This is a genomic window from Asticcacaulis excentricus CB 48 (assembly GCF_000175215.2).
In the GTDB taxonomy this organism is placed as follows: domain Bacteria; phylum Pseudomonadota; class Alphaproteobacteria; order Caulobacterales; family Caulobacteraceae; genus Asticcacaulis; species Asticcacaulis excentricus.
Window position 1 is genome coordinate 108,897 of record NC_014818.1, and the last position, 22,119, is coordinate 131,015.

9 protein-coding genes are annotated in these 22,119 nt (G+C 58.4%); 8 read left to right on the forward strand and 1 reads right to left on the reverse strand.

The genetic code is table 11. The features are described from left to right. Positions 1-327: 327 nt before the first annotated feature. Positions 328-3,693 carry a DUF4450 domain-containing protein gene (locus tag ASTEX_RS17890; protein WP_013481044.1) on the reverse strand — a complete coding sequence of 1,122 codons (3,366 nt, stop codon included), beginning with the start codon at positions 3,691-3,693 and terminating at the stop codon, positions 328-330. A 953-nt stretch (positions 3,694-4,646) separates the two neighbouring features. Between ASTEX_RS17890 and ASTEX_RS17895 the strand changes: the two genes are divergently transcribed. The 8 genes from ASTEX_RS17895 (at position 4,647) to ASTEX_RS17930 (ending at position 22,094) form a co-directional block, all read left to right on the forward strand. Continuing rightward, entirely contained in the window at positions 4,647-7,187 is a 2,541-nt protein-coding gene (locus ASTEX_RS17895) for a GH92 family glycosyl hydrolase (protein WP_245532591.1), read from the forward strand. Positions 7,188-7,231: 44 nt separating this feature from the next. Then, on the forward strand, positions 7,232-10,363 hold the full coding sequence (locus ASTEX_RS17900; RefSeq protein WP_013481046.1) for a glycoside hydrolase family 2 TIM barrel-domain containing protein: 3,132 nt from the start codon (positions 7,232-7,234) through the stop codon (positions 10,361-10,363). Positions 10,364-10,377: 14 nt separating this feature from the next. Next, a complete protein-coding gene (locus tag ASTEX_RS17905; protein ID WP_013481047.1) occupies positions 10,378-13,152 on the forward strand; it encodes a glycosyl hydrolase 115 family protein in 2,775 nt (924 codons plus the stop codon). A 34-nt stretch (positions 13,153-13,186) separates the two neighbouring features. After that, positions 13,187-13,915: a DUF6445 family protein gene (locus ASTEX_RS17910; protein WP_013481048.1), complete on the forward strand. Its 729-nt coding sequence runs from the start codon at positions 13,187-13,189 to the stop codon at positions 13,913-13,915. 298 nt (positions 13,916-14,213) lie between these two features. After that, positions 14,214-15,773 (forward strand): rhamnogalacturonidase, encoded by a 1,560-nt coding sequence (locus ASTEX_RS17915; RefSeq protein ID WP_013481049.1) that lies wholly within the window; start codon positions 14,214-14,216, stop codon positions 15,771-15,773. Continuing rightward, positions 15,760-16,656, forward strand: coding sequence for a formylglycine-generating enzyme family protein (locus tag ASTEX_RS17920; protein WP_013481050.1), 897 nt, complete (start codon positions 15,760-15,762; stop codon positions 16,654-16,656). The genes ASTEX_RS17915 and ASTEX_RS17920 overlap by 14 nt, the downstream gene beginning before the upstream one ends. Positions 16,657-17,153: 497 nt before the next feature. Then, entirely contained in the window at positions 17,154-20,267 is a 3,114-nt protein-coding gene (locus ASTEX_RS17925) for a TonB-dependent receptor (RefSeq protein ID WP_013481051.1), read from the forward strand. A 183-nt stretch (positions 20,268-20,450) separates the two neighbouring features. Then, complete coding sequence (locus ASTEX_RS17930) at positions 20,451-22,094, forward strand: alpha-L-fucosidase (RefSeq protein WP_013481052.1); 1,644 nt, start codon at positions 20,451-20,453, stop codon at positions 22,092-22,094. Positions 22,095-22,119: the final 25 nt, after the last annotated feature.

Below are 22,119 nucleotides of genomic sequence, written 5' to 3' on the forward strand. Positions count from 1 at the left end.
TTTGTATAACTGTCGCTTTTTGGTCAGGGCGAACCCACTCGCACACCGCTTTTCAATTAAAACAAGCGGATAAAGGGAAGAGCGGCTAGAGTTTGCTGCGTAAAACGGCCCGCGCAGTCCTATAATCTTATAAATTGGAGAATTTATGTGATAAATACGCGTGTCTTTGCTGAGAAGTTACTTGGTCGGAAGCGCGCGTGTGTCAAAACGTCTGAACGGACAGGCCGCGTTCATTGGTCTGACAAAATGAAACGTTTTTTTCGTTGGTGCCTCGCTGTTTTGACGGCCTGAACGTTCACGTCGGGGGCCGTTCACGCCTTATAGCGGTCAGCGTTCAAGGCTGACCGCCATAAGGCCAATCACAACCTCATTCGCGACTGCACGCACGGTGAGGCTTTGCAGCGTCTTGTTGGGGTTGAGGTCGAGACCAAGCACGCTGGCCGCGCCGCCGTCGATCTTTTCACGCTCGGCGCGACCTTTCCAGTCAGAACCCGGTGTCCAGACCCTGCCCGTCTTGAGGTCTATCCGCACCGGGACTTCGCCGCACAGACGGAACTGATAGTCGTCGATAAAGTAGTCGCGCTCGATCGGCCACCAATTCTCCGGATTACGCAGGGTAAGCGCCTGCGTCGTGCCGTCGGTATAAGCGACGACGACCTCGCCATTGGTCAGACGGCTTTGCATGTGGTTTGTCGAACCGGCCATGAGCAGGAAGGCGCGCTTCGCCTGACCGCGTAAGGGCACGCTCACCTCGTCCGGATAATTGTCCCACAGGGAAGCGAAGGCGATGTTGGTGCCGTCCGCAGGCGTCCGAAACCGCAGACCATTGACAATCGTGATCTCGCCGCCCGCCTGACGCAAAGCCGCATCGTCAATAGTGGCCGTGGCATTGACGTGCCCGGCCCATGCGCCGATGCCCTGCGCGGGCATGGCCAGCGATACAAAGGGTGAGCGCGGCGAGCGGTATTTTCCCGGCTGAAAGATATTGGTCACCTTGTCATTAAAGGCGGCGCTGAGGTCCACCGACTCGGCGCGCACCGTCTGCCCCGCCGTCGCCCATGCGGGCCCGGTTATGGGGCAGGACGCAAAGTCCGCTGTCCGGGCCTTGGGGGCCAGCCACGTAAACTTTCCCTGAGACATGGCCGTGAGTGTCGGGTCAGTGTCCGGCACCCGGCTCGCTCTGGTGGAGTCGATTGCCTGACCGGCCCAGACGATGCGCACCTCAGTGCGACCTTGCAACAGCGTCTCAACGCGCAGTTTGGGCGCACCGACGCCTTCGGGGGCGTCCCATGTGGCGGCCTTGCCATTGATGGTCAGGCGCGCCACGCGATCGCGACGCACCGGCAGCACGAATACGGCGCGGCTAAAGCGCTGATCCGACGGGGTGACGGTCCAGATATCGGTCTGACCTTCGCGCCGATAGGCAAAGCTCAGGTTGGGATGGATAAGGCGCGCGTGCTCCCATTCTGCCGGAAGACCGGGGCTGAGGTCCAGCGTGCGGTTGAGCGCATCCGGGCGCACGCCAAACAGGCCTTCGACCACGGTACGTGCCATGACACCCGTGCCGTCGGCAAAATCGCGTTGCGACTCGCGGCGATAGACATCCAGATAATTCATGCTGCCGACATTGCCGGGCGCAATGCCCATATAGAAGCTGGCGAGCACGCTGCCGCGCGTAATTTCATAGGCGCTGTCCGGCCGCCCGGCCTGCCACAGGGCCAGCGCCGTGTGCAGGTTTTCGCCCATCACCACATTATTGATCGACCAGCTATAGGGCATCCAGTCAGAGGATGGCAGCATCCGATAGGGCCGGTCATTCGGTACGCCTTCACCAGTGACGGGCAGGGGGCGCAGGCGGTCTTCCAGATCGGCGGACATGCGCGCGGCCTGACGCGCATCGGGTGCGCCAGAGTCTATGCTGTGATAGAAGCTCCACAGGCCGTAGCTGGGGTGGAGCATCTGCTTGCCCAAATAGTCGCGGAATTCGCCATAGGCTCCACGATCTTCCATCCACAGATAGGTCTGCATCCCACGCGCGATCAGATCGGCCTCGGCCTCATACGGCGTCGGGTCCTTGCCGATCAGGGCGGCGAGACGCGCCATCATGCGGTTGTGATAGAGGTTATAGGCTGTCGTGTAGGCCACACCGCCGCCGGAGTATTGCATATCGTCCGAGGCCCAAATGGCAGCATAGGCCTCATAGAGAGGAAGCTTGTCCGGGCCGTATTCGCGCCGGAACAGGCGCTTTTCCCACGCCATATGCCGCTCCATCACCGGCCAGACGCGTTTGGCGTATTCGAGATCACCCGTCCACAGCAGGTGGCGGAACAGCGCGTCGAAGAAGCCGATATTCATGTCATAGTGGGTGTTTGACAGGTCGCCATTGGTGTGCAGGCCATCCGGATTGCGCGCCAGATTGGTCTTTTCTTCGGGCGGGGCGACGAAATCGGGAATGGGTTTGGTGTTCTGCTTGCGCGTCCAGCCGGTGAAATTCTGCCGCGCACGGTCGTGCCAACCCAGTGCATCGAGCGCATAGGGCCCGCGCCAGCCCAGAAGCCGCGCCCGCCAGGCGATGGCCCCGTGCATAATGCCGCCGCCGTCGCGCTCATCCCACTGTCCGTCCGAAGCAATATTGAGCGCCCCCATGGCCGTATCGAGATAGGGGTCGGGGGTTTCGGTGCGCACGCGGGTGCGTACGTCCGCGAAATGGCGCCGGGCATTTTCAAAACGCACCGCCAGCTCGGAAGCCGCGTAGGGGGGGGAGGTCGAGAGGGTTTCTGATCGTCCGTCTGTATTGCCGGCCGTCACATCGCGATAGGTGCCAAGTTCCTCCGCCGCGCCACGCCGCGTGACCTGTATGGCCAGATAGACCGGAGCCGTACCCAACGCCACATGGCCGGTGACCACTTGTATGGCGGCGCGGTCGGAGGCCAGGAGCTGTGCCGCATCGCTCCATTTTCTCGCATCGGACAGCTTAAGAGCCGCCGGGACGGATACTGTGCCGGTCAGGCGCGCCGTGCGGCTGTCGGCATGGAAGACCTGCGCATCCGTCCCATAGCGGGTGCCTTCTGCATAGTCGGGCTTGAATTGGAAATACTGGCTGATCGGCACTTTTTCGGTGCCGATATCACCATCGCGATTGCCGCGCTGACCATTACCTGCCCCATAGGCGAAGACCAGTTCCGTACCCTTGGGCAGGGCGGTTCCGCTGGCGCGCAACAGGAGGCCTTCGCTGGCGTGGTCGGCAATGACGTCGATGACGAGGCGGCCCGTCGCGCCGATCAACGGATCGCGGATCGTGTAGAGCATCTCACCGGGGCGATAACGGCTCTCGGTGTCTTGCGCGTCATTTATCCACTTGATACCCGCGTGGGTGCGCAGCCCCAGACGCAGATTGCCACCGCGGCCGGGCAGGTAGAGCGAAAATTCCGGCTTGTCGCCCGCATCGACGCGAAAGGCCGTATGCCCGCCATAAAGGGCGCGGTTGAAATATTCCGCGCCATTGCGGATGACGAAATCGCCCTTGTCCGGCCGGTAACGCAGCGGCGTTGAAATCTGACCTTCGATATTGGGGCGCAGACCGCCCGTGGCGGCTGGCGCCTGAGCTAGGGCTTGAGAATAGGGCAGGGGGCCAATCAAGGCCGAAGGGAACAGCAGGAGGCAGGCGAGGGCGGTCGGTCGCAGGCGAGGCATGAAAGCTCCTGATGGCATGTCCCTGTGTGTCACTTTTATAGGGTTGCATCTTAAATATAGAGACGGGCAGTCACCTTCAAGCCATATTCGTCATGATTTAGCACAAACCGTTTTACAGGTCAAAAAAAGAGCCCCTCCGTTTTGGGGAGGGGCTAAATAGGGTGTTCCGCATCAGGGAGTGACAAATCGGAACACGTTTCTGCCTCCGGCTACGCTGAAAAACGCTTGGGAAGCGAAGACAAAACTCTCATATAGGGACAGTATTACATATATAGAAACATCGCAAGCCGATTTGACACCGTATGACCGTCGCGAGCCGCACAGTGGGCGCGGCGGATTCTTACGGAGGGCTTTGCAATTAGGTCATACCAAATTCAGCTGCCTTGAGCGGAGATTTGGCAACCATTGTGCGACGCAAAAACATGCAAATTCCCATTGGGGCATAAAAATACCTTTAAAACCAGATAATTAAATTTAAGGCGCCTGGCGCGGTGACTTATTGTCAAGCGCATAAAATTGGTTTACCTTTCAATCAAGGAGAACCGTAGAGACCCTTGTGGTGCCGAAAAATTGGCAAAGGTCAAGCCAATTTGGCTTTCGACTCAGGTTTAACGGGCGCGCCGTAAGATAATCAGGCCTCAGATGACAACCTGATGCCTTCAAATTTCCTCCAGAGTTTCGGAGGAATGCACATTGGGTTGCTTTAGTGGCATTTCGCGACCCGATAGCTGAGTAAGCGTAACGGCGGGACTCTTCCCTTCGGTCTCGCTGCACTCATCCTGACTGAGCGGACCAGCGGAGCGTTGCTGGTCCGCCTTTTTCGTGAGTTCAGGCCTGAGACGCCGAAAGCTCAAAAGGGTGGCACACAATAACGGCGCGGTCGCGCGGGTCTGGATAATCAGATCGACTGAGGCTGCCGAAAAACAACAGGGCGAGGCGAAATGACAGTGACTATGCGCATCACATTGCTGGCAGGGGTGCTTGTCTGTGCACCGCTTCAGGTGTTTGCTGATCCGAATCTGTATGAGTTGCCTGATCTGCGTATTGGCCTTGGCAACGACAATGAGGGCGACACCATCCCCGGCCCGGCGCGTCCGAATGGCTCCATCCACCCATCCCCTGAAACGCTCAATCCCAACAATTCCGGGTATAATCCGGCCGAAAAGATCAGCGGTTTTGGTCAGTTGCATACGCAGGGCTCAGGCGGCGTTACGACTTACGGTACGTTTTTGCTGTCACCGCAGGTGGGCGCGCCTTTGTTCAATGAGCCCGACCATCTGTCGGACAAGGCCAATGTTGAGATGGCGGCGGATTACTACGCGGTCGATCTGGCGCGATATAAAACGCGGGTTGAGATTACCCCCGCCCACTATTCGGCCCTCTATCGTCTGACCTATCCGCAAACTGATGAGGCCCAGCTGGTTATCGATGTGACGCGCAAGGTAGGCGGTTTGGTCGCCTCCGAAGCGGCCGAGGTGACCTATGATCCGCAAACGGGAAAGATCGTCGGTCATGTCAGGGCCAAGGGTTACTGGAACCCGGCCCTGATCGACATCTGGTTCGTCGCGAAAGTCAGTCAGAAGGCCACGCGCTGGGGCATTTTCGACAAAGCGACGGCGAAACCTGGGGCGAGCGCGGGCCGGACGGGCCCCGATCAGCGGCTGGGGGCCTGGCTGACTTTCAAGGGCGACCCGTCAAAGCCGGTACTGGTCAAGCTGGCCGTCTCCTTCACTAGCGCGGAAACTGCTGAGGCGCTTCTTGATCAGGAGATTCCGGATTGGGATTTCGATGCTGTGCGGCAACAAACGCAGGTGGCGTGGAATGCGCAACTGTCCAAAATCGAAGTGTCAGGCCTGACTGAGCCCCAGACGCGGCGCTTTTATACCGCGCTCTATCACGCCTCCATCCAGCCGCGTGACCGCTCGCTGGATCAGCCCAAGACCCAACTCAATCGACCCAACTGGGACGATCACTATACGCTGTGGGACACCTATCGCACCCTGTTTCCGCTTATGTCTCTGATTTCACATAAGAATTACACCGCCAACCTCGACAGTCTGATTCACACGTTTGACAAGTTCGGGGCGGCGGATACAGCTATTATTGGCGGCCAGAACTACCATGTGGGCCAGGGCGGCGATGAGGTGGACAATGTTCTGGGCGAGGCCCTGATCCGCGGCGCGGACGGCGTCGACTGGTCGCAGGCGTGGCGCGTCACCCATTTCAATGCTTTCGAACGGCGCCGCCCGCGCTATCTGAGCGACGGCTATTTCGGGGTTGGCGATCTCAGCCCGGAGCCGAACAATCAGCGCGCCAAATCCGGTTCATCGACACTGGGCTTTGCGCTGAATGACTACTATGCCGCGCAAATGGCGCAAAAGACCGGGCACGCTGATGAAGCACAGACTCTCCTGAAAAGATCGGCGAACTGGAAAAAGATATGGAACCCGTCCACCCAGAGCGACGGGTTCAGCGGCTTCCTGATGCCGCGCTATCCGAACGGCACGTTTCAGGACATCGACCCCAAGCTGGGTTGGGACGGCAAGGTCCACAACAATGTCGGCTATTACGAAGGCACGGCGTGGATTTATTCTTACGGCGTATTGCATGATCTCGATGGCCTGATCGAAGCGATGGGCGGCCGTGTGCGCTTCAACGAGCGCCTGCAATATGCCCTGAGCGCGCATCTGATCGACATTACCAACGAGCCGTCCTTTTCGACGCCGTGGCTGTTCCACGCGATTGGGCGCGCGGATCAGTCGTCGTACTGGGCGCGCGATACGTTCAAGTATTTCACGGATACGGCCTATCCCGGTGATGAAGATGCCGGTGCGATGAGCTCTAACTATGTGTTCAACCGTCTGGGCCTGTTTCCGAAGCTGACGACTGACCGCTACTACCTACACGGGCCGCGTCATGCGCGCAGCGTCCTGCGTCTTGAGAATGGCAAGACGTTCGAGATTACCGCCACCAATGCCGGTCCCGAGCGCCCCTACATCGCGGCGGTGACGCTCGATGGTCAGCCACTTGAGACGCCCTATGTGACGCAGGCGCAAATCCGGAGTGGCGGGCAACTGTCCTTCACTATGAGCGAAACGCCGGGGCAGTGGGTCTATGACGGGGCAGTCGTGGGGGTCAATGCCTCGGTGCCTGCGCTGGTGGATGGCAAGACCTCGACGAGCTGGGTCGCGGCACCCGGAGACAGCTCGACGTTTGATCGATCCAAACCGGTTTGCTTGAAAGCCTATAGCCTTAGCGTTGGCGCGGAGGCGCCCATGCCTTCGGCCTGGCGACTGGAAGGCTGGGACGGCAAGCGCTGGCGCGAACTGGACCGCCGTAAGGGCGAGGTCTTTGATCGTCCGCACATGACGCGCGTGTTTGACCTCAAAACCGCAGCCTATGCCCGCTACCGGCTACACATGGCCGGGAAGGTGAAGGCGCAGGTGGCCGAGATCGAGTTAATCGCGGGCGCACCCAGAACCTGCATTCAATAACTGGCTTTCGGACGCTCTACGGCGTCTCAACTACGGAAAACACTATGTCCTATCGTCCTTATGCGCTGGCCTCGGTTCTCACCGGGCTGGCGATGCTTGTGCCTGTGCCATCGTTTGCACAAACGCCCCCAGCGCAGGGGACGGCAGAATGGGAGCAGCCTGAGGTGGTGGCGGTGAACCGCGAGCCGATGAAGGCGACCTTCTTCAATTTCGAGAGCCGTGATCTTGCGCTGAAGGGCGACAAATCGGCCTCAACGCGCTTTTTGTCGCTGGATGGCACCTGGGATTTCAAATTCTCCAAAGGTGTCGATAATCGCCCGAAAGATTTCTACAAAGCCGGCGCGAACCTGAGCGGCTGGGATAAGATTCAGGTCCCCGGCATGATTCAGGCGCAGGGCGACGGCAAGTTCGGCCTGCCGGAATTCTTCAATATCAAATATCCCTTCCCGGCGAATGAGCCCTTCATCCCGCACGATATGATCGAGGTGGGCTCGTACAAGCGTAGCTTCGAGGTGGCCGCGGATTGGACCGGTCAGGATGTGTTTTTGCATATCGGCGCGGCGGGTGCGGCCTATTACATCTGGGTCAATGGCGAGAAGGTCGGCTATTCGGAAGATTCTAAGCTGCCGTCCGAATTCAATGTGACGAAGTTCCTCAAGCCTGGTCACAATGAGATCGCGCTGGAAATCTACCGCTATGCCGATGGTTCTTACCTTGAGGATCAGGACTTCTGGCGGCTGTCGGGGATTGAGCGCTCGGTCTATCTTTATGCGGAGCCCAAAACGCGCCTGCGCGATTTCACGGTGCGCGCCACCCTCGACAAGACCTATACAGACGGCGTCTTTGCGCTGGAGGCCGAACTGGCGGGTCAGAAAGGTGCGGCCACAGTGACCGCCACCGTCTATGACGGCGAGACGCCGGTGCTGAAAACCACGAGCAAGGCCAGTGTCGGCAAGCCCGCGCAACTGAGCGGCACACTCAAGGGCGTCAAGGCGTGGACGGCGGAGACGCCCAACCTTTACCGGCTGGTGATCGAGGTCACCGACGCCAAGGGCAATCTGATCTCGGCCACCGCGAAGAAGATCGGCTTCCGCACGGTGGAAATCCGCAATGGCGAGGTCCAGGTCAATGGCAAGCGCATCCTGATCAAAGGCGTCAACCGCCACGAGCACGACCCGAAAACCTACCGCGTCATGACGCAGGAGCTAATGCGCAAGGATGTCGAGCTGATGAAGCAGGCCAATGTCAATGCGCTGCGCACCTCGCACTATCCCAACGACCCGTATCTCTACGACCTCGCTGACGAATATGGCCTCTATATCATGGACGAGGCCAATATCGAGAGCCATGAATATATGACGCTGGGCCGGGATACCGGCGATGTCAGCGTGCAGTTGGGCTACAAGCCGCACTGGGCCGCCGCGCATCTAGATCGCGTCAGCCGTATGGTTGAACGCGACAAGAACCACCCGTCGATCATCTTCTGGTCGCTCGGCAATGAAACGGGGGTTGGCCCCAATTTCGAGGCCGCGGCAAAATGGGTGCGGCAGACTGATCCGACGCGTCTGATCTCCTTCCTCGGCTACAGCGCCCTGACCGAAGAACACAGGCCCAATGCGTATGTCGATATCTATGCGCCGATGTATGACGATATCGATCGGATGCGCGACTATGCCGAAGACCCGCAATTCACCCAGCCGATGATCCAGACGGAATATGCCCATGCCATGGGCAACAGTCTGGGCAACTTCGCCGACTACTGGGAGACGATCCGAGCGCACAAAAAGCTTCAGGGGGGCTTTGTCTGGGACTGGGTCGATCAGTATGTCTATGCCAAGGACGCCAGGGGTCGCACCTATTGGGCGTCTGGTTTCGACCTTAACCCCAAACACGGCGATAACAGCGTCATCGGCGACGGTGTGATCAAGGCCGACCGCGACCCGGACCCCGAATATTACGAGTTGCGCCACGTTCAGGCCCCGCTGGCCTTTAGTCGTGATGCAAGCGGTACGGTTTCTGTGCAAAACCGTCACGATTTCATAGATTTATCGGGCTATGAACTGCGCTGGGAACTGGCGGTTGGTGGCCGTAGACAGACCGGCGGTACTCTCCCGACGCCTGTGGTCAAGGCGGGTGAGACGAAGCCGCTGACGCTGAATCTGCCTGACCTGCCCGCCGACGGTGAAGCCATCCTGACTCTGCGAGCCCTGTCGCGGGAGGGGGCCGTCAAAGGCGTGCCAGGTGGTACCGAACTGGCTTTTGGCCAGTTTATCCTCCGCCCGGCCACGCCCCTGCCGTCGCTAGTGGTGGGCGGCGTTCAGTTATCGCGCACGTCTGAGGCTTTGTCGCTTAAGGCGGCGACGCGACAATTGACGGTGGACCTGCGCACCGGCTTGATGCGTTACGACGAGGCGGGCCGTCGCCTTCTTAGCGGCGGGATGCCCAATTTCTGGCGCGGCCTGACCGATAATGATGTCGGCATCGGCCTTGCAAAAAGTCACGCCGACTGGAAGCATTATTCCACCAAGAGGCGTCTGCGGGGTATCGATAGCGGCCCCGACCGCATCAAGGTGCGCTATGCGCTGGGTGAAGGCGGCGGGCGCTTTGACATTACCTATCAGATGTCCGCCGATGGTCAGGTCGATGTCACCGCTGATTTTGTGCCGTTAAAAGACGATCTGCCTGACCCGCTGCGCGTCGGTCTGCGCTTCGATTTCGATGCGGCACTGGACGGGCTGAACTGGTACGGGCGCGGGCCGTGGGAAAGCTATGCCGACCGCAAGACGGGCGCGGCGCTGGGGCTCTATAGCGCATCCGTGCGGGCGCAATATCATGACTATGCCCGCCCGCAGGAATCCGGCAACAAGACCGATGTGCGCTGGCTGAGCCTGTCTGATGCAGCTGGCTTTGGTGTCCGCGTCAGCGGAGCGCAGCCCCTGTCGGTCAATGCCCTCCCGTTCCCCTATGAGGACCTCTACATGCGCCCCCAAGGCACATGGAAGTCCTCAGATATCGTGCCGCGTGGTGACGGGTCGCTGCTGGTCGATATCACTCAGGCCGGGGTTGGCGGCGATACCGGCTGGAACAGTATTGGACGCCCGCTTGTGAAATACCGCATCCCCTTGCAGCCGGTCAGCTATCGCTTCCGCCTTTCGGCTAATGAAAAGACGAATTAAACAGAGGAAATCCTATGTCACGAGTTTGGCTTTTTTCGACCCTGCTACTGGCCTGTTCGGGCGCGGCCTCGGCGGCGGAGACCACCCTGTTTGACGGCACGCAGCCGATCAGCATCGTCCACGACAAGAACGCGACCGTATCTCTGGCGGCGCAGATGCTGTCGGACGATCTGAAGGCGCTTACGGGTCAGCCGGCGAAGGTATCGCAACGCCTGTCTGACTGCGCGCAGGTTTGCGTTGTTATCGGGCAATTTGATGCGCCGGTTGTCACGAAGCTGGCTAAGGCGGCAGGGGTTGATCCGCTCGCGCTGAAGGGGGCGTGGGAACGTTATGGTCGGGTAGCCTTCACGCATCAGGGCAAGACCTATGTGCTGGTCTATGGCTCCGACCGACGCGGCACCATTTATGGCGTCACGGACCTGTCGCGTGAGCTGGGCGTGTCGCCCTGGGAATGGTGGGCGGATGTCAAGCCACGCCGCGTAAGCCGCCTCACCTTCGATGGGGCGCCGCGCCAGTCGAAAGCACCGTCGGTGCAGTATCGCGGCATCTTTCTAAATGATGAGGACTGGGGCCTTGAGCCGTGGGCCGGCAAGACGCTGGAGCCGGAAGTCGGCAATATCGGGCCCAAGACCTATAAGCGTGTTTTTGAGCTGATGTGGCGCCTGAAGGCCAATACATTATGGCCGGCCATGCACATCAACACCGTTCAGTTCTATGGCAATAAGGCCAACCCCAAGCTGGCCGACGACTACGCGATTGTCATGGGCACCTCGCACGCCGAGCCGATGGCGCGCAACAATCTGCGCGAATGGGATGAGGCGCGCAACGGCCCCTTCAATTTCAAGGTCAACCGCGACAAGATCCTCGACTACTGGCGCACGCGTCTGAAGGAGACAGCCCGCGACGAGAACATTTATACGGTCGGCCTGCGCGGCCTGCATGATGGCCCCATGCAGGGCGCCGATACCCTTGAGGCCCGCAAGGACGTGCTTCAATCGGTGATCGGCCTGCAACGCGATCTGATCCGGTCAACCTTCCGTAAGGCGCCGGAGACGGTGCCGCAGGCTTATGTTCTCTATCACGAGCTTCAGGAGGCCTATGATGCCGGGCTGAAACTGCCCGAAGACGTGACCCTGATGTGGGCGGATGACAATTACGGCTATGTGCGCCGCCTGAGCAATGCGGAGGAGCGCAAACGGTCCGGTGGATCGGGCGTCTATTACCACCTGTCCTACTGGGGACGTCCGCACGATTATTTGTGGCTGGGGACGACGCACCCGGCGTTGATTCATGCTGAAATGCAGAAGTCTTACGCGCTGGACGCCCGGCGCATCTGGATCGTCAATGTCGGCGACATCAAGCCGATTGAGTATCTGACGGAATATTTCCTAGACCTCGCCTTCGATGCCGACCGCTTTGCCGAGGACCCGCGCGACCACCTTACCAAATGGGCAGCGGAGCAGTTTGGCCCCGAGCAGGCGACGCCAGTCGCCGACCTGATGATGGGTTATTATGACCTCGCCTTCGAACGGAAGCCCGAATATATGGGCTTCTCCGAGACCGAACCGGTCACGCCGGTGACGGAGAGCGATTTCGTCAAGCCCGACGGCGAAAAGGCGCAGGCGCGCCTTAAGGCCTATGCGGATCTGGTGGCCCGCGCCGAGGCGGTGGCGAATACCCTGCCTTCCGACCGTAAGTCGGCCTTTTTCGAGATGATCCTCTATCCGGTGCGCGGCGCAGCCAATCTCAACAGCCGTAAACTGAACCTTGATCTGGCTAATCTCTATGCCCGTCAGGGCCGCGCCAGCGCCAATGCTTATGTGGCGAAGGCCAAGGCGGCGCATCAGGCGCTAGTCGCCGATACGGCCACCTATAATGGGCTGGAAAACGGCAAGTGGAACCATATGATGGATATGGCCCCGCGTAAACTGCCGGTGTTTTTGGAACCCATCTGGCCGCAATGGTCAGTGTCGCCGGAAAAGGGCTGTGCAGCGGCGGTCTCAGGCGGCTGGTGGAACGATGAAAACGCGCTGACATTTGTCACGGGTCAGCCGCGAAGCCGCGTCATCGAGCTTTTCAGCCGCGATACGGAGGCCCGCGACTGGTCACTTAAGGTCACGGGGGACAGCCTCAAAATTTCCGACACCAGCGGGCGTCTGGTGACCGGCAACGGTTTTGAGCAACGCCTGACCGTCAGCTATGACGGTGGGGCCTCTACTGGTCCTATCGACATTGCCTGCGGCGGTAAGACAGTCCGCGTCTATACCAAGCTGCTGCCCGCGCCGGCCCAGACGGCGTTTATCGAAAACGACCGCCGTGTCGTCATCCCGCTGGCCTCACAGAGTGGGGAAGATTGGGAACGACTGGACGGTCTCGGTCATTCCGGCAACAGCCTGCGCTCACGTCTAACCCTGCCCACGCGCGCGACCGCTTCTGGCACGCCCCTGACTTATAGCTTTACCACCTATAGCGCCGTGGGCGGCACGGTAAGTGTCGTGGCCCTGCCGGTTCATGCGCTCAATCCGGCGACAGGCCTGAAGGTCGCAGTACAGCTGGATGATGGCCCGCTTCACGTGATGGACTTCGCCACGGCAGGCCGCAGCGATGTCTGGCGTGGCAATGTCCTGATCAACAAGGCTGTGGAAACCTGGAGCTTCAAAAAACTGAATGCTGGGGTTCACACGCTGAAACTCTGGCCGCTCGATCCCGGCGTGGTGCTCGATTATGCCGAGGTGAAGCTGGATGGGGCCGATAAATACTACGGTGTGGTTGAGGCCTCTACCCACTGAGGGTGCCGGTGGAACCCCGCAGAAAGGCTGAGTCATGATCAACGAAACCAGCCATGGGCTCAACTTCGCATCCCGACCCAAGGCGACGCTTGTGGGCGCGGAAAAGGAGCCGTTGATCATTATTGATGATGCCTTTCTCGACCCGGACGCTCTGGTGCACTACGCGACCACGCAGGCCCGGTTTGGGCCCGGCGGTGCGGCCTATCCGGGTGTACGTGCGGCCGTCCCCGAAGGGCTTAACGCAGCGTTGTTCTACGCTTTGCAGCCACTCATGCAGCAGGTGTTTGGGGTAACAGAGGAGGACGAGGTGTCCATGGCATCGTCCTATTCGGTTATCTCTTTCCAACCGGAACACCTGTCACAGGCGCGGAGCCTTCCTCACTACGATTCAACACCGGACAAAAATCTGGCTATCGTGGTTTATCTGTGTGACGAAACTTGGGGTGGGACGCGCTTTTATCGTCACCGCTCAACCGGTTTTGAGCGTGTCTCAACTGACCGCAGCGAAGCCTACAATTTGCGTTTGGGTCAGGAGTTGCTGCATGGGCCGCCGATAAGGGGCTATCCCGATGCAGCACATCCTCTGTTCGACGTGGTGTATGAGGTTGAGGCGCGCTTCAATCGTCTTGTGCTTTATCGCTCACGCGCGCTGCATTCTGCGATTATAGCGAACGCAAACAGGCACGTGGAGAACGCGTTTACAGGGCGCCTGACCCTGACCTCTTTCATCGAGGCGCGCCATCAGGGGCCCTGGAGCCGATGAGGGGTCTCAATCGGGACAGTTTTAAGTGAAAACGCCATCATGATTTACGCGTCTGCTTTGCCGCATAACCCTCATTCGTAAGAGTGTAAATCACCCATAGTCCGCTTTGGACGATCTCACGCCTTTCTTTTTTGATCGAAAGCCTGCCATGAAGCTGCCCCCTATGAAGTCTCTGGCGCGCAAGCCGATAAAGTGGTCACCCCCTTTCGGAAAAATTACGCGACCAGACCAAAATCCGGCGCCATCGGATAGCACACCGCAGCCAACGAATGCGTTAGGCCGGCGAGCGCTTTTGGCCATGCTGCCGGCCACGCTGGCCGGCCTGACCTTGCCTGAGATCTCATGGGCAGGGCCTGGGGCTCCGGACACGCCCTTCGGCTTGAATGTCCGACATTGCGGAGCGCGCGGTGATGGCGTGACCATCGACAGCCCCTCCATCAATGCCGCCATTGAGCAACTTGCGGCCCAAGGCGGTGGAACCCTCTATTTTCCGGCGGGCACCTATGCGTGCTACACGATCCGCCTGAAAAGCCGTATTCGCCTGTACCTCGATGCTGGTGCGGTCATTTTGGCCGCCCCCACGCCAAAGGAGGGGCTGGCAACGGGCGGCTATGATCAGGATGTCGAACTGCCGGAAAGCTATCGCGATTATCAGGATCATGGACATAGCCACTGGCGAAATAGCCTGATCTGGGGTGAGGGTCTGAGCGATATTGCCATCGAAGGTCCCGGCCTGATCTGGGGTAAGGGGCTGGGACGCGGCCACGACTATGATTTCGATATGCCGATCTCTGGTCGACCCGGCGTCGGTGACAAATCCATTGCCCTTAAGCTGTGTCGCAACGTCCTGTTGCGTGATTTCCGCATGTTAAAGGCAGGATGGTTTGCCCTGCTGGCGACGGGTGTGGACAATCTGACCATCGATAACCTGCTGATCGACACCAACCGCGACGGACTGGACATTGATTGTTGTCGCAACGTTAGAGTCAGTAACTGCACTATCAACGCGCCGTGGGATGATGCTATCTGTCCCAAATCGTCGTTCGCGCTGGGCTATGCGCGCGCAACAGAAAACGTAACGATTGATAACTGCTATGTGTCCGGCAGCTACGAAATCGGCTCGGTGCTGGACGGGACGTGGAAGGTCTATCCGTTTGCCCCGCGCGGGTCACACGGACGCATTAAGTTCGGCACAGAGTCCAATGGTGGGTTCCGTAACATAACCATTACGAACTGCGTATTCGATAAATGTCGCGGGCTGGCGCTGGAAACGGTGGATGGGGCACGTCTGGAAGACATAACGATCAGCAATATTACTATGCGTGACGTCACGACCTCGCCGGTCTTCCTCAGACTGGGACGTCGCATGCGCGGACCGGCCTCGCTCTCTGTGGGCACGTTGCGCCGCGTCCTCATCACCAACATCACTTCATCAGGTGCCAACAGGATGCCGTCGATCATCGCGGGCATTGAAGGGCACCCGGTGGAAGACGTTCAGATCAGTCAATGCCATTTTGAACAAGAGGGTGGTGGCGACGAAGCGCTCGCGTCGATCATACCGCTGCAAAACGAGGCTGGCTATCCAGAGCCCACCATGTTCGGGCATTTGCCAGCGCATGGTTTTTTTGTACGCCATGCGCGGAACCTGGTTTTCAGCAACCTCTCTTTTGATCTCCAGACTTCAGACGCCAGGCCCGCGTTCTGGATGCAAAATGTTGAGGGTGTGCACCTGAATGCGCTGCGACTTCCTGATCAGGAAACCAGGTTCGTCCTGAACAATGTTACTGATTTTGCAACAACAGGCAGCCTCACTGTTCCGGAGAAACGTCTGCGAAAGGTGGAACATGCGCACTTCTGACCGCCCCGCAAGCCTTGAGCAAAACAGCCTAATCCAACAGGAAACGCGTATGTTCATCCTCCGTAAATTGGTGGGTTTGTCAGCCTTGATTTTTGCCTGTGCGGGCGGCGTAAGCCTTACAGGCATTACAGTCGCTGTGGCGGCGACGGCGTCAGACGGCCTGAAGCCCGGAGAGGTCTTCAGTGATTGCGCCGACGTATGCCCGCAAATGGTCGTGATCCCGGCCGGTCGGTTTACGCGCGAGGCTCCCAAAGGCGATAAAAAACCGGCGATCACAGAGGTTGAGATAAAGGCGCTGGCGGTTGGGCGCTTTGAAGTTACTTTCCGCGAATATGATGCGTGCGTGGCCGCCAAAGCCTGCACACGGATCAGTGATCTGGGGTGGGGACGAGACAGACGTCCGGTTATTAATATCTCGTGGAATGATGCGCAGACCTATGTCCGCTGGTTGAGCACCAAGACAGGTCAAACCTATCGGCTGCTTAGCGACGCAGAATGGGAGTATGCAGCGCGTGCCGGTCAAGCCGCTTCCTCTAAGTCAGCTAAAGATTTGGATGCCACCCAGGCGGTATTTGCACCACGTGAGAGGACGGAGCCAGTGGGGACGCGGCCGGCAAATGGCTTTGGGCTCTACGACATGTTCGGCAACGCTCTGGAATGGGTAGAGGATTGCTGGAGCGAGGCCGATGCGGCCCCCGAAAAGGATGGGATGTCACTCAGCTCAGCTGACTGTCGGCAACGCGTCCTGCGGGGTGGATCTTGGGTCTATGGGGCGGCGTTTCTTCGGCCAAACGCACGCTTTAAGGATCGCACCTCAGCGATTAACTTCGATCAGGGAATTCGAATCGCTCGCGAGTTAAGTCGAAATGGTCATACCAATTGACCTGTGAAATGCTGTTTTATAAAGCATTTCGTGTTTTTTTGGTCACATTTTGCGTAAAATTTGTCAGGCCAAAATTTCGACCTCGGTTCAATAAATAAAACAAATTGGTTTAATTTTATGGGGTTGCGAGTTTTGCAGCGTCTTGGGCCTCTACTGCGAGGCGTGTTTTTGGAATAAAAATTCTATTACTAGAATTTCGCGGAATTGACATTCCGTAACCGTGATCTTACCCTTCCCGAAGTCTCAGGAAGTGGCAAGAAAACAGATAGCAACTCTCCTTAGGCCAGAACAAACGGGCATACGCCCAAACCCAGGAAAAAGATTTCAAGCTCATTTCGGGTCCGCGACGCCGCTCGCAAGCGTCGATCGGATAGGGCCCCCCAGAGGTTAGGTGTCAGTGCACCCACCTGCGAGGGATAGGCAAAGAGGCTTAACGGCCTCCGGGATTAGCCGAGGCATCATCTTCCGGGTAAGGGCGGTTACAGGAGGAAAGTAGAATGAATAAGGGCGCAAAACTCGGGGGAACTGGTTTCCGGTCGGCGCTATTAGGCGCAACCGTCCTGATGAGCATGGGCGCAACGGCTTATGCGCAGGACGCGAAGCCGGCGGCCGGCGGCGATGTTACCGAAGTCGTTGTCACAGGCTTTAAGCGCAGTGTCGCCGACGCCGTGCGCGCGAAGCGCAACAGTATTGAAATCAGCGATGGTATTTCCTCGGACGGCCTCGGACGGTTCCCGGACCTGAACGTGGGTGAAGCCCTGCAACGTATTCCGGGCATTCAGATCAACCGTGAATCCGAAGGGCGGAACGCTAATATCGGTCTTCGTGGTATGCCGGGCTATTACGCACGTACGACCCTGAATGGTCAGGCATTCGCTGACCCGCCCTATCTGGAAACGACCGGTGGCGCCGACGGCACACCGATGGGTGCATTCAACTCCGATATTTTCTCTGCCTTCTCTGTCCAGAAGTCCCCGATGGCCAACAGCCAGTCGGGCGGCCTTTCGGGCAATATTGATATGCAGATCGCCCCGGCCCTGTCACGCAAAGACGGCGGCTTTGTGAAGGGCTCTTATGAGCGTAACTCGCTCGGTGGCCTAGGTGCCCCGTCAGCGACCTTCGGTTACAACAAGCACATCAACAGCGACTTTGCGGTCTTTGGTGTTCTGGCGATCCGCAAGGAAAACTTCCGTCGTGATACCCTGCGCTTTAACGGTTACAGCCGTTTGGGTCTGCTGAACTCTGGCCTGACCAAGCAGCAGTTTGCTGATAAGTATGGTGCCTATTACTCGTCTTCGGCAACGACCTGCGCCACCGATCAGACCTGTGGTCTGTCGGCCGTTCTGGGGACAAGTGGCTACACCGCTCCGTCTAACGTCGGTTCACTGGCGCAAGGTGGGGTCTGGTCGCTGGGCCTGATGCGTCAATATACGCGTATGAACGTGGGAACGCTGATCACCGGTTCGGGTGGCGCGGAATGGCGCGTCAACGAAAACCTGAAAATGGGTGTCGTCGGCTATTACAGCGAGCGCGACCTGCCCGATACAGTGCAATACTGGCAATTGAACGAGCCCTACATGCTGAGCGCTACGGCTACCAGCAGTTCGACACCCTATTCCATCGTTACGGGTCTAAGTACCCCTGTAGTCATGAGCAATGGCTATGCGGTGATGGAAAAAACGCAGGTGACGAACTTCGATGCCAAGGCCTCAACGCGTATGTTCTCGCAGCGTCAGGCCGCGGAAGGTATCGTAGCCAATGCCGATTGGACCAACGAAAAGTGGAAGCTCTCAACGGTTCTGACTCTTACCAAGTCGTCTAACCGCTCGCTGGAAACCGAAGCTGACCTGAGAACCATTGGGAACACAGCTGCGGGCGGGGCGAACACCCTGACACGCACTCTCAATACGGGTTTTGGCGAGCTCGATGGCTATTCGCAGGTGGTCTCCCCGCAGCCTCAGAATGCCATCTTTGCGATGCCCTTCTATGACGCGACTTCGACCGCCTATCAGGCGGGTTATTGGAACTGGCGTCCGAGCGCGCCTACGGATCTGTTCTCAGCCGACAGCCGTTATATCCTCCACGTTGCCGGTACGCACCGCTATGCGGACAAGACGGTCGAATCTTTGCAGTTCGATGTGGATCGTACGCTCGATTTCGGCCCGCTTTCGAGCGTAGCGGCCGGCGTGCGTAAGGAGAAGAACACCTATAAGATGTCGGGTGTGCGCAACATGGTTTATGGGATTCAATCCCAGAACGTGACGTCTTCCATGCTTATCAAGTCGCCTTCAGCCGATGACTTTATGGAAGGCAATGCCAGCATCAACAGCAACTGGTACGTGATTGACCCGAAACCGTTCCTGTCAGCCATCACTCCAGTCACGCGTTATGCAAACGGTGGCTTGTCCGAACTTGGGTTTAATATCTTCTACGCCGACGGCGGCTTCAGCGGCAGCAACTTCGAAATCACCAATGAGCTGCTGGAGGCCTATTTCCAGGCGAAGTTTGACACCGAAGTGCTGGGCCGTCGCCTGCGCGGAAACATCGGCGTGCGCAGCGAAACCACAGACTATACGGCTCAAACGCTTGACCGTACAGCGCGTGTGACCAGCAATGGTGGTGTCGGTGCCCTGGCTGACTACACCTGGAACACCTATAAGAGCAGCTACGACCACCTCCTGCCGTCGGCGATTGCGGTCTATGACGTGCGTGATGACATGGTCGTGCGTGCGGCATACTACAAGACCTACGTCCGTCCTGATCCGCGCACCAGCAGCCCGGTTCAGACCTACTCCTACTCGACGAATAGTCTTTCGACGTCCACCAACATTATTACTGATGTGACGGTGAGCTTTGCTGGCAATCGTCTGAAGCCTTACACAGCGGACTCGTGGGATCTGTCTTGGGAATGGTATAACCGCCCGAATGGTCTGATCTCGATCGCCTACTTCCGTAAAAAGCTGTCCAACCGTATTGCCAATATTGCGGATCTGTCGATCCTCTGTCCGGCAGACGGCGGCGGCTGGGGCTATGGGCCTCTGAGCTGGGACGGCACCTATTGTAACGCTACGGGTGCTACGACCACGACGAATGGGGTGACGACGAGCTACCATGTGATCGGATCGGGTCAGTACAATATCTCGTCCCCCACCTATGTCAGTGGTCTCGAGCTGAACATCCAGCAAAACTTCGATTTCCTTCCCGGCTTCTGGAAGAACTTCGGGGGCTCTGTGAACTATGCCTTTACCCAGGCCAAGCAGAGAGGCACAGGCGCGGCGGCAGTGCCGTTCCCGGGCATTTCGAAATTCAATTATAATGCGATCCTCTACTATGAGACGCCGAAATTTGGGGTGCGCGCGGTTTACAACTGGCGTTCGGAGTACAATCTCGACGGTCAGGGCACCTATTACGGCGCTGCCCGTAACGCGGCGGCCCGTGGCCAGCTCGACATGTCGGCGTCCTACAATGTCAGCGATAGCATAACGGTGTCTCTGGATGCGTACAACCTGACCAATTCCTACCGTAAGGAATATCAGGGTGACGAACGGATGATCCGTCAGATCGACTATGATGGCCGCACGATTACGGCAACCGTGCGTGCGACCTTTTAGGTCCACTCCACTCCTATAGGTGCAATTCTAACTGACTGTGAGCAGTGTGGTCGTCGGCCACACTGCTTTTTTTATGCTGAATGGACATGGGTCGTTCGAGTTCGGGCTTGTCAAAAAAAGTCCTACAAATTAAAGTTTGAATATAACAAGCCATTTTCCATATAAAACAAACGGAGCGATGCCATGAAGATGACGAAACGCGAGTGGTTCCGTGGTAGCGCCGGTCTGGCGCTGGCATCGGCCATGCCCGCCGGTGCGGCGGAGCTCGTCGAGCCGGGCTTTGACACCCTTGCCGACGGGCCGTTCAAGCCGCAATGGACGTCGTTGGAAAGCCAGTATCAGGTGCCGGACTGGTTCCGTGACGCCAAGTTTGGCATCTGGGCGCACTGGGGGCCACAGTGTGTGCCGGAAGCAGGCGACTGGTACGCGCGCGAAATGTACCTGCAGGGCAGTGGGTCTTATAAGCACTTCGTCAAGACCTATGGTCACCCGGCGGATACGGGCTTTATGGACCTTCTGCCGCGATGGAAGGCGGAAAACTGGAACCCCGATGAGTTGCTTGATCTATATGTCAGCGCCGGCGCCAAATACTTCATGTCTATGGCCAACCACCACGACAATTTCGACATGTACGCTTCGCGTTTCCACGACTGGAACTCAACGCGTATTGGCCCGCGCAAGGATATTGTCGGCATTTGGGAAAAGGCGGCGCGTAAGCGGGGCTTGCGCTTTGGTGTCTCTAACCACTCGGCCCACGCCTGGCACTGGTTCCAGACGGCCTATGGCTACGACGCCGAAGGCCCACGTCGCGGCGAACGCTATGATGCTTACAAGCTCAATAAGCTGGATGGTAAGGGCAAGTGGTGGGAAGGCCTTGATCCGCAAGAGCTTTATGGAGGAGCGGTTATGCCGCTCCCCGATGGCTTCGACAGCATCTCAACTGCCAATGCCTGGCACGAACTGAACGACCGGGTGTGGGATGAAAAGCCGCCGCTGCGCAATCCGGCCTTTACGCGCCAATGGTATCTGCGGTGCAAGGACCTGATCGATAGCTATCGTCCGGATATGGTCTATTTCGACAATTTCGACCTGCCTTTGGGGCAGGCCGGGCTTGATATCACCGCGCACTTCTACAATGCCTCCGCCAAATGGAATGGCGGCAAGGTCGAGGCCGTCGTCAACATGAAGCCGCACGGCCCCTTTAATGGCGGTATCGTCGCCGATGTCGAACGGGGCTCGAAGTCCGGTATCGACGCGCGGCCGTGGCAGACCTGCACCTGCATCGGGCAGTGGCACTATAACCGCCGCCTGTATGACGAAAAGAAGTACCGCCCGGCCGCCGACGTCATCCATCGCCTGTGTGATATCGTTTCCAAGAACGGCAATCTGCTGCTGAGCGTGCCGGTGCGCCCGGACGGCACGATTGACTCCGAGGAACGCAAGATCGTCGAGGGTATTGGCTCTTGGATGTCGCGCTTCTCTGACTCCATCTATGGCACGCGCCCGTGGCAGGTCTTTGGCGAAGGCCCGACCCAGGTTGGCGCGGGCATGTTCGGCGAAAGCTCACAAAAACCGTTTACCGCCGAAGACCTGCGCTTTACGACCAAAGGCAAGGCCCTCTATGCGATCACGCTGGGCCGTCCGGCGCAGACGGTCACTATCCGCTCGCTCCAAGGGCGCGATCAGAAGCGTGTCAAGCGGGTGGAGGTCGTGGGCAGCCGCGATCCACTGACCTTCCGTCAAAGCGCTGACGGTCTGGTCATCGACATCCCGGCGGCGGCCAGCCATGAGTTTGGTGTGGCCCTCAAAATCTACGGCGTGGTTTGATAAGAAAGGGGGCATGTGCCCCCTT